Annotated in this window: 1 pseudogene; it reads left to right on the forward strand. The window is 36.5% G+C overall.

Going from position 1 to position 980, the window contains the following annotated elements:
* Positions 1 to 37: 37 nt before the first annotated feature.
* A pseudogene (locus tag CTN01_RS22540) lies at positions 38 to 980 on the forward strand (hypothetical protein); the annotation flags it as partial.

The following is a 980-nucleotide window of genomic DNA, read 5'->3' on the forward strand; positions in this document are numbered from 1 at the left end:
AGCATCGCTAAACAGACTCCACTCTGGATCTGATAAATTGGCTATCGGTTATCATGTTAAACAAGCGGCCGATTATTGTGAAAAATATCTATCTAAAGAAATAAAAAATACCGAGGATAAACTTGAGGAGTTAACAACAAGCATAGAGGAATTATCCTTATTAGGTATCGCAACACCTGAACTAGCGTTAGCAGGAACAACTGAAAATTTAACTGAAGGGCACCGACTTTATGCTCGCTACTTTGAACATCTAAAAGAATCAAAAACATTTGAAGAATCTCTTCACAACAGATTAAAAGGCTTATTAAAAGCGACAAACAGTTATGCTTTGCCACCTAATAACCTTCTAAAAAGAGAATATGAGTCGCTTAAAAAACTGCAAAAAGATGCGATGGATATTCACGAAAAAGCTATTCATAAGATTTTTGAGATGTCTAGTTCGCTTTTTTTACTGTGGGATGCAGAAGATTATCGAAAAAAACCAATATCTTATGTTGTAAAGGCTGACTACCCTTTACGTGAATATATTCTTGGAAGCAAAAAAGAACAAGCTGGAAAGGGTGAGTTTAGTCAATTACGGTATATTAGCCTTAACAGCATTCCGCAACCGAGCAACAATGCCAATAAAAAGTTCCCACCGCAAGAAAACTCGGGGGAAACAATTGAACGAATATTAAAAGACCATGTTAGAAAGCTCACCATTGAAAAAACTTGGTTTAATGAAAGGGGTCTATTTAATGTCGATGCGTTTCTTAGCACACTAAAAAGTGAAAATATTGTAGTAAAAAGTTTCTCCGAACAAAGTAATCTGAACGCATGGGGCGAAGCCGTCAAGCAAGTACTTTTTTCAGCGGAATTAAAAAAACGTCTGTCTCCTTTTGATGATAGTAAGCAAGCTCAATATCTCAGAATGACGATGCTATCACTCGATACAGGAGTAGGAAATCCACTGGAGATTTCAGGTGCAAAAAGCAATGGAA

Origin of the sequence: Photobacterium angustum, assembly GCF_003026365.1 — a bacterium.
In the GTDB taxonomy this organism is placed as follows: domain Bacteria; phylum Pseudomonadota; class Gammaproteobacteria; order Enterobacterales; family Vibrionaceae; genus Photobacterium; species Photobacterium angustum.